This window comes from uncultured Chitinophaga sp., assembly GCF_902168175.1.
Lineage (GTDB): Bacteria > Bacteroidota > Bacteroidia > Chitinophagales > Chitinophagaceae > Chitinophaga.
Genome location: NZ_CABHOU010000094.1, coordinates 1 through 9,122 on the forward strand (window position 1 = coordinate 1; position 9,122 = coordinate 9,122).

At 48.9% G+C, this 9,122-nt stretch carries 8 protein-coding genes; 1 reads left to right on the top strand and 7 read right to left on the bottom strand.

Going from position 1 to position 9,122, the window contains the following annotated elements; all coding sequences use genetic code 11:
• The 7 genes from QZT80_RS21235 to pheT form a co-directional block, all read right to left on the bottom strand.
• Window positions 1–251 (bottom strand): VOC family protein (locus QZT80_RS21235; protein ID WP_295126903.1); only part of this gene is annotated, 251 nt, incomplete at its 3' end.
• A gap of 24 nt (window positions 252–275) precedes the next feature.
• Entirely contained in the window at window positions 276–1,073 is a 798-nt protein-coding gene (locus QZT80_RS21240) for an SDR family oxidoreductase (protein WP_295126906.1), read from the bottom strand.
• Window positions 1,074–1,093: 20 nt separating this feature from the next.
• A complete protein-coding gene (locus QZT80_RS21245) occupies window positions 1,094–1,705 on the bottom strand; it encodes a DUF1080 domain-containing protein (protein WP_295126908.1) in 612 nt (203 codons plus the stop codon).
• Between the two features lie 295 nt (window positions 1,706–2,000).
• On the bottom strand, window positions 2,001–3,563 hold the full coding sequence (gene rny, locus QZT80_RS21250) for a ribonuclease Y (protein WP_295126911.1): 1,563 nt from the start codon (window positions 3,561–3,563) through the stop codon (window positions 2,001–2,003).
• A gap of 146 nt (window positions 3,564–3,709) precedes the next feature.
• Window positions 3,710–4,003: a cell division protein ZapA gene (locus tag QZT80_RS21255; protein WP_295126914.1), complete on the bottom strand. Its 294-nt coding sequence runs from the start codon at window positions 4,001–4,003 to the stop codon at window positions 3,710–3,712.
• Between the two features lie 85 nt (window positions 4,004–4,088).
• Complete coding sequence (locus tag QZT80_RS21260) at window positions 4,089–4,391, bottom strand: hypothetical protein (protein ID WP_295126916.1); 303 nt, start codon at window positions 4,389–4,391, stop codon at window positions 4,089–4,091.
• A 3-nt stretch (window positions 4,392–4,394) separates the two neighbouring features.
• Complete coding sequence (pheT, locus tag QZT80_RS21265; RefSeq protein WP_295126919.1) at window positions 4,395–6,899, bottom strand: phenylalanine--tRNA ligase subunit beta; 2,505 nt, start codon at window positions 6,897–6,899, stop codon at window positions 4,395–4,397.
• Between the two features lie 482 nt (window positions 6,900–7,381).
• Between pheT and dnaB the strand changes: the two genes are divergently transcribed.
• The gene (gene dnaB / locus QZT80_RS21270; protein ID WP_295126922.1) at window positions 7,382–8,956 is read left to right on the top strand and encodes a replicative DNA helicase; all 1,575 of its coding nucleotides are present in this window, start codon (window positions 7,382–7,384) and stop codon (window positions 8,954–8,956) included.
• Window positions 8,957–9,122: the final 166 nt, after the last annotated feature.

A 9,122-nucleotide genomic window follows, 5' to 3' on the forward strand; every position in this document is an offset into this window, starting at 1 on the left:
GGCGTTCTGCTCACGTACTGCCATATTTCCATACCACCGCCACCGGCAATGTTGAGGGTAAGCAGTGCGTGGCGGGAATGTACTTTACCGCCGGTATAGATGGTCATTAAAGGAGCTTCGGCCGCATCATCAAATACCAATACTTCCATCCCGAGGAATTTTTTGTACCAGTACTTAGCCGTCTGCAGATCTTTAACGCCTACACCGATTTGTTGCACGCCGGTGATACATTCCGAAAAAGTTTGTGACATGTAGCTATATTGTTTTAGGATATACTATTGTTTGGTGCCCACCTTGTGCGCGATCTTATAAAACATGGAAGGTATTACGCGCTTGATCGCCAGCAGTATTTTTTCTTCCTTTGCTATCTTGATGAGCTTCTTTTTATTCTCCGCTGCTTTTAAAATAATACGCGCGCATTTATCGGCTGGTATCCCGTTCTTCTGACCGTCGTCCATTTTGCCATGTGGCTGCCCGCTGCCGGTTAAAGCAGAAAGCGAAATGGGGGTATTGATGCGGCCGGGGCATACGATGGTCGTATGCAGATCTTTCACCGGCTGCTCGGTCTGGAAGGTTTCAAAAAAGCCATGCAACGCGTGTTTGGCAGCGGAGTAGGCAGACCGCATAGGGAAACCTAACAGTCCCGCCATGCTGCTCATCACGATAATGTGACCATGCCCCTGTTTTTTGAAATGCGGCAGTAAGGCTTTGGTAAAGGCTACGGTAGCGAAGAAGTTAATCTCCATGATCTGCCGGTCTACTTCCAGCGCGGTTTCCATTACGGGAGAGCGCTGGCTTACGCCGGCGTTATTGATCAGCACGTCCAGGCCGCCGAACAACTGTAAAGCTTCGGCCGCCTTCGGCTCTATTTGCGCACTATCGGTAAGGTCGAAGCTCAGGAGCTTGCAGTGCGGCGTATATTTCAGGCATTCTGCCTTAACATCGGCCAGCACATCGGCCCTGCGCGCGGTTAGCACCAGCTTTGCCTGCTGCTTTGCCAGCTCCAGCGCCAGCGCTTTCCCGATGCCGGAACTGGCACCGGTTATGAACACTATCTTATTCGAAAAATACATCGCGGCAAGTTACCATCTTTTTACTTTAATTCCTTCACCTCTATATTCTTCCAGCGTACTTTAATACCGCCGCCGGAGTGTATCTGCAAGGCTATCTGGCCGGTAATTGCACCTATCTTTTCATCGTCCAGGGTAATCATTTCCTGGCCATTGAGGTATGTAGTTACATTGTTACCTTTCACACGCACTTTCATGGTATTCCATTCGCCCATTTTCAGGTATTTGTCTTTTTCCGGAGCCGGTTTAATCAGCCAGCCACGGCCATACGATTCGTAGATGCCGCCTGTGCTGTTGTTCGGTGGCGCTACTTCTGCCTGCCAGCCTGCTACCTTAGTGCCTTCAATCGAAGAGTGGAAAAAGATGCCGCTGTTGCCATTGGCTTCCTGCTTAAACTGGGCAGTCAGTTCAAAATCTTTGAAGCTTTTTTCTGTGCCGAGGTAGCCGTACTCTTTATCCGGACCGCTTTCACAAATCAGTTCACCGCCTTCTACATACCATTTTTCGGTACCGTAAATTTTCCAGCCGGTGAGGTCTTTTCCGTTGAATAGTTTTTGTTTCTTCTGCGCCTGTGCGCCTGCGCCCAGGATAGTGAATGCTGCAACGAGCAATGACGTGGTGATGATTCTTTTCATGACATGAGTTTTTCTGTGGAGGTAAGATAGGGAAATTTACCGTGCTTGATGCCGGGGTGACAGGATATAGGTCAAACGATTGACTGGTGCGGAAACTGCGTACGAAGCGTGAGCAGGCCTCTTGCGAGGGCAACTTTGCCACAGAACATCGGGGCGAAGGTAAGCCCCCTCGCCGTTATTGCGAATGAAATGAAGCAATGACGAAAAAAGAATGCAACGCTATCTGAAAAAATACATCTACAAAAAAAGGCGCCCCTTTCAGGAGCGCCTTTGCTGATATAGATATTAAGCAATATTATCTTGCTACGTTCACGGCTCTGCGTTCGCGGATTACCGTTACTTTGATCTGACCGGGGTATTGCATTTCGGTTTGGATCTTGGTGGCAATTTCGAAGGAGAGGCGGTCGGAATCGCTGTCGGATACTTTGTCGCTTTCTACGATTACGCGGAGTTCGCGGCCGGCCTGGATGGCGTAGGCTTTTTCAACACCGTCGTATGCCATGGCGAGGTTCTCGAGATCTTTGATACGTTGTAAGTAGCTCTGCATGATTTCGCGGCGGGCACCGGGGCGGGCACCGGAAATGGCGTCACAGGCCTGGATGATGGGGGAAATAACGTATTGCATTTCCATTTCATCGTGGTGGGCGCCGATGGCGTTTACTACTGCAGGGTGTTCTCCGTATTTTTCGGCCAGTTTCGCTCCGAGGAGGGCGTGGCTCAGTTCTGTTTCTTCGTCGGGTACTTTACCAATATCGTGCAGCAGGCCGGCACGTTTGGCGAGTTTAGGGTTCAGGCCCAGTTCAGCAGCCATGATACCGCAAAGGTTCGCGGTTTCTTTGGAGTGCATCAGCAGGTTCTGACCGTAGGAGGAACGGAAACGCATTTTACCAACCAGGCGTACCAGTTCTTTGTGCAGACCGTGGATGCCTAATTCGATTACGGTACGTTCGCCTATTTCCATTACCTGCTCTTCGAGCTGGCGTTTGGTTTTTTCTACTACTTCTTCGATACGGGCAGGGTGAATACGACCGTCCTGTACCAGGCGTTGCAGGGCAAGACGGGCAATTTCGCGGCGTAATGGGTCGAAGGAAGAGAGTACAATTGCTTCAGGGGTATCGTCTACGATAAGGTCAACGCCGGTAGCGGCTTCGATGGCGCGGATGTTACGGCCTTCACGACCAATGATCTGCCCTTTAATTTCGTCGCTTTCCAGGTTAAACACGGTGATGGCATTCTCGATGGTTTGCTCGGCAGCCGTACGCTGGATGGACTGTATAATGATTTTCTTAGCTTCTTTGTTGGCTTTGGATTTCGCTTCTTCCACGATGTCCTGGATGTGGGCCAGGGCGGTGGAGCGGGCTTCTTCTTTCAGGCTTTCTACCAGCTGGTTGCGGGCTTCTTCGGCCGTAAGACCTGCTACCTTTTCCAGGCGACGGATATGCTCTTCCTGATGTTTTTCCAGTTCAGAACGTTTAACGTTTACCAGTTCGATCTGGCGGGCAAGGTTTTCTTTGATCGCCTCATTTTCCTGCACCTGTTTGCTCAGCTGCTCGTTCTTTTGGTTCAGGCCCTGTTCTTTCTGTTTGATGCGGTTTTCGCCTTCGTTTATTTTCTGGTTACGCTGCAACACTTCCTTCTCATACTCCGTTTTCAGTTGCAGGTATTTTTCTTTGGCTTCAAGTAAGCGGTCTTTCTTAAGGGTTTCTGCGGTAATCTGGGCTTCCGCCACTATTCTTTTTGCTTCTAATTCGGCTTCGTCGATTTTATACTGGGTACTTTTTGCGAAGATCAACTTTCCGAGCACAATCCCGATTCCGAGTGCCACGATCGCGGCTATTGCTATATATAACGTCTCCATTTATGGTGTTTTTATGTATATTATATGATAAAGTCCTGCGTCGCTACTGCTTTTCAGCGATTACAGGGTCGTTCACCGACCCGCGAAAATACAAAAATTTAGCAGCAAACCGCCAGAGAATGAATAATTTACGGCTAATCAACGGGCTATTTCAGGCCCTCATTCAACAGATTTTCAAGATGTTGTAACTTTTCTGACAGGAAGGGGGCCACGCTGGCCTGGGCTTTTCCGCCACTGGTAACGGAGTGGGTAGCATACATGATCAATGCCATCGCTATATAATCCTGAATATCTTTTCCGGCGAAAACGGTCCTGAACTCCACGATCTTTTCGTTCACTTCTTTCATAATGCGTCGCACATCTTCTTCCTCCTCCGGCCTGATCTTAATGCGGTAAGTCCTGTCGGCTACCACGATATTTACGGGTATCAGTTGCTCCATGTTTTGATTTTACGTACAAGTTATAGGTGCCTTGTATGTACAATATTAACATTTCCGGGCAAATTGCAAAGCAAAATCGTGCAAATCAGGAGTTAAGCATCGCTATACAGCGGTCTATTTCCCGGATATAGTCATTGATTTTCCCGCGGATCTCCTTTTTGAAATCCTCATCTTCGGAGGTAGGCGCTCCCTTTGTGGCGCTGGCGATTTTCGTCAGCTTCAACTTGTTTTCCAGTGCGGCTATGGATTGCTGGTGCAGTAACAGTGCTTTTTCCTGCGCGTCTATTTCGGCATGCAGCAACTCATTATCAGACTGCACCTGCTGCAGTTTTTTCAGCAGCAGGTGCGTCTTTTCTTCAATTCGTTGTATGTGCTGTTCCAGTTCCATGGCTTATTTACGGATCTCGGCCTGCAGTTGTGATTCAAATGCCTTCACGAGTTTGTTCATTACCCCATCCACATCCTTGTCGGTCAGCGTTTTTTGCGGGTCCTGGAAGGTGAAGCTTACGGCGTAAGACTTCTTACCGGCTCCCAGTTTCTCGCTTTCGAACACGTCGAACAGGTTAATTCCCTGCAGCAGGGATGATTTAACTCCTTTGGCCGCTTCTTCTACCGCAGCGAATTTTACCGATTTGTCCAGCACCAGCGCCAAATCGCGGCGAACGGCGGGGTATTTCGGGATCTCTGTGTAGAAGCGGTCTGCTTTCCGCAGTAATTTAAGCACTTCATCCCAATAAATATCAGCAAACCATACGGCTTGTTTAATATCAAAGGTTTTGAGCCTTTGCGGGGCCACGCTTCCCATCACCCCTATTACCTTATCTTTCACCTTTAATTCCAAAGATGGCTGAAGATGTGCTGCCGGGGCTTCGGCGATCTGCGTAAGCTGTATGCCCAACTGGCGGAATATATTGATTACGAACCCTTTAAGGAAGTAAAAATCTACTTTCTCGGGTTTACGCATCCAGTTTTCGGCCAGTTTATCGCCGGTCAGGTACAGACAGAGGTGTTCTTTTTCCTCGTACTGTCCTACCGCTATTTGTTTGTACGTTTTGCCCGTTTCGAAGAACAACAGGTTTTCGTTCTTACGGTTCAGGTTGTAAGCCACGCTTTCCAGGCCGGTTTCCAGCATGGACGGGCGCATGGTATCGAGATCGGCGCTCAGGTTGTTCAGCATTTTTACGAGCTGTGCCTGTGTGTCTGCATCATAATACTGGCTGTTGGTGATGGAGTTGGTGAATATCTCCATAAAACCGTTGCCTGCCAGGTAAGCAGCTACCTTTTCGCGGATCCTTTCTTTATCCGGGCGAGGCTGCACACTGGGAGCAATGGTAATTTCAGCAGGGATGATGATATTATCCAGTCCGTCGATGCGCATTATTTCTTCTACGATATCGGCCGGGATGGAGATATCGGGTTTGGAGAAGGGTACGGATACACGGGCGCCGGCTTCTGTTTCGGAAATGATACCAAAACCGAGGCTGAGCAGGATGTTTTTGATCTTATCAACCGGGTAGGCGTTGCCGCTTAATTTATGGATATAGGCATAAGTGAACTCCACTTCCGTTTTTTCTTTCGGCTGTGGGTACACATCTATAATATCAGAGGCAATTTTACCGCCGCCCAACTCGCAGATGAGTGCTGCGGCGCGTTCCAGTACTCTTACCACGTTACCAATGTCTACCCCTTTCTCGAAACGGGTAGCGGCATCGGTACGTAAACCATGACGAACGGACGATGCGCGGGTAGTACCTGGTGCAAACCACGCGCTTTCGAGGAAAATGCTGGTGGTGCTATCGGTAACGCCTGAAGTGGCGCCGCCAAATACGCCGGCAATACACATACCTTCGCCCTCGCCGTTGCAGATCATCAGGTCGCGGGCGTCGAGTTTGCGTTCTTTATCGTCTAAGGTGGTGAACAATGTATCCTGTGGCAGGTTCTTCACAATTACCCTGTTGCCCTTGATTTGCGCGGCATCAAATGCGTGCAGCGGCTGGCCGGTTTCGTGCAGCACGAAGTTGGTAATGTCTACTATATTATTAATAGGACGAACACCTATGGCCTGCAGGCGCTGTTTGAGCCAGTCGGGCGACTCGCCCACGGTAACACCGGTAATGCTTACACCGCTGTAACGGGGACAGTCGGCGGAATTTTCTACAGATACGGTGATGGGCAGTTCGCCGCTGTGACTGTTAAACAGTTCAAAAGCATCGCGATAGCTGGCAACCGTTTCGGTGATCTCGTGCAGCTTTTGTTCAAAGCCGCTGGCAGATGCTGCCAGGGGCGACCTCACCGTATATTCAGATGTGTTATGATGATTATTGAGCCAGGCGCATACGTCGCGGGCCACGCCGAGGTGACTCATGGCATCCATGCGGTTAGGCGTGAGGCCGATCTCGAAAACGAAGTCCTGCACAGGTTTAAACACCTCACGGGCAGGCGTACCCGGAACCAGGGCGGCATCCAGTACTAAAATACCATCATGACCGGTACCCAGGCCTATTTCATCCTCGGCGCAAATCATGCCATTACTTTCTTCACCGCGGATCTTTGCTTTTTTCATGGTGAGGGGATCACCTGTGAGGGGGTAAATGGTAGCACCGATGGGGGCTATCACCACTTTTTGACCCACGGCCACGTTAGGTGCGCCGCAAACGATGGCCAGTGGCTCACCGGTCCCTATATTTACTTTGGTAAGGCGCAGTTTATCCGCATTGGGGTGTTTTTCCACTTCCAATACTTCTCCTATCACCAAACCTTCGAGACTGCCTTTAATGCTTTCAAAAGCTTCCAGGCTTTCTACTTCTAGGCCTATGGCCGTTAAGATCACCGAAAGTTCTTCCGGTGCAGGTTTTACCGGTAAATATTCACATAACCAATTGTACGAGATTGTCATTTGTTATTGTCTGTATACAGGCGACTTAGATCACACTGCTTTTTAAATTTTTGATAATCAATGTTATGTTGCATCTTTGCGCCCCTTTACAGGCGCTTCGACGCCGCGTAAAGTTAAGAAATCCGGCTTTGCTGCCCAGACATTTTTAAAAAGCATTTGGGGATAAATCTTTTTCAACAATGATTGTGAATAATCGGACATTTGCAGGGGAAGCGTAGTCGCTCTTTGTGGATAACCGCACAATAAATAGTGGATAACCGATGTTTAGCTATGGTATAGCATGTGCATTAGGCACGAATAACTTTAGTTCGGCAGCAAAACCGATTAATCGGAAAAATGCCTTTACCTTAGTCGACCCGGCTCCAAAAATTTTACAATTTGTTAATTGTGCCACACCGAAAAACAGAATGCAAAAATTGTAAACAGCAGCGGACGACTACAGTAACCAGCTTTTATTAACACATTTTAAGCCCTCGCGATAAATGGACGTCAATCTTAAGAAGGACAGAAATTTCAGAAAAAAACCATCTGTCGATCTCTCCACAATGGTATACGGCAAAATACCTCCCCAGGCTAAAGAACTGGAGGAAGCGGTATTAGGTGCCCTCATGCTTGAAAAGGGAGCGTTCGATACGGTGATTGAAGTACTGAAACCAGACTGCTTCTACGTAGATGCGCACCAGCGTATTTTCTCCTCCATGCTGAAACTGGCGGCAAAATCGATGCCGGTAGATATCCTCACGGTAGTAGAAGAACTGAAATCGTCCGGCGAACTGGAGCAGGTAGGCGGTCCTTTCTTCGTAACCAGGCTTACGAACATGGTGGTATCATCTGCCAACATCGAGGCCCACGCCCGTATCGTACTGCAGAAATTCATCCAGCGTGAGCTGATCCGTATTTCCGGGGAAATTCTTTCTGAATCCTACGAGGATACGGCCGACGTGTTCGACCTGCTGGACTCTGCCGAATCTAAACTTTTTGAAATCACCAATAATCACCTTCGTAAAAACTACGACTCCATCGATAAGATCCTGGTAAACACGATCAAACGTATCGAGGACCTGAGAAACAAAGGTGAAGAAATGACAGGGGTGCCTTCGGGTTTCCCTACGCTGGACAAAATCACTTACGGCTGGCAGCCAACGGATTTGATCATCCTGGCAGCACGTCCTGCGGTGGGTAAAACGGCGTTCGCACTGAACCTGGCGCGAAACGCAGCCCTGCACCCAACACACGGTAAAGGCGCGGCAGTGTTCTCCCTGGAGATGTCGTCCGGACAGCTGGTACAACGTATCCTTTCGGCCGAATCTGAAATTAAACTGGAAAAAATTACCCGTGGTAAACTGGACGAAGCAGAAATGCGTACGCTCATGACCCGCGGTATAGAACGGTTGGCGAAAGCGCCCATCTTTATCGATGACACTCCATCGCTGAATATCTTCGAGTTGAGAGCGAAATGTCGCCGTCTCGTTCATAACAGCGGTGTAGGTATCATTATCATCGACTACCTTCAGCTGATGAGCGGTAGCGCAGATGGCAAAAACAGTAACCGTGAACAGGAGATCAGCAAAATCTCCCGGGACCTGAAAGGTATGGCGAAAGAGTTGCACGTACCCGTGATCGCACTGTCGCAGTTGAGCCGTGATGTGGAGAAACGTAAAGATGGTAACAAGATGCCGCAGCTGAGTGACCTTCGTGAATCGGGTGCGATCGAGCAGGATGCCGACATGGTACTGTTCCTTTACCGTCCTGAATATTATGAGATCACTACTAATGAAATGGGCGAATCCAACAAAGGTGAAACCCACGTTCGTATAGCCAAACACCGTAACGGTCAGCTCGATACTGTAAAACTGAGAGCGATCCTGGAGTTCCAGCGTTTTGAAGACGATGGCCCTGTAGACGGATTTGGCGGCGGCGCACCAGGCGGCGGAGGTAATTCCTTTGCAGGCATGCGCGGTAACCCTACAGACGAAGCGAAACTTTACATACAGAAGGGATCGAAGATGAATGATATGGATTTCGAGGACGAAACCTTCGGAGATGCGCCGTTCTAAAAGAACGCCAATGACTTTAACAAGCCAGCATCTTCCCGGATGCTGGCTTTTTTTATGATTGATTACGAGTATTTAAAATGAAAAGGATTTACACCAAATACAGGGAACATTACAAAGACAATTTCTTTCTTGCTTACCCCGTTGTTATCTCTCAATTAGGCCACAC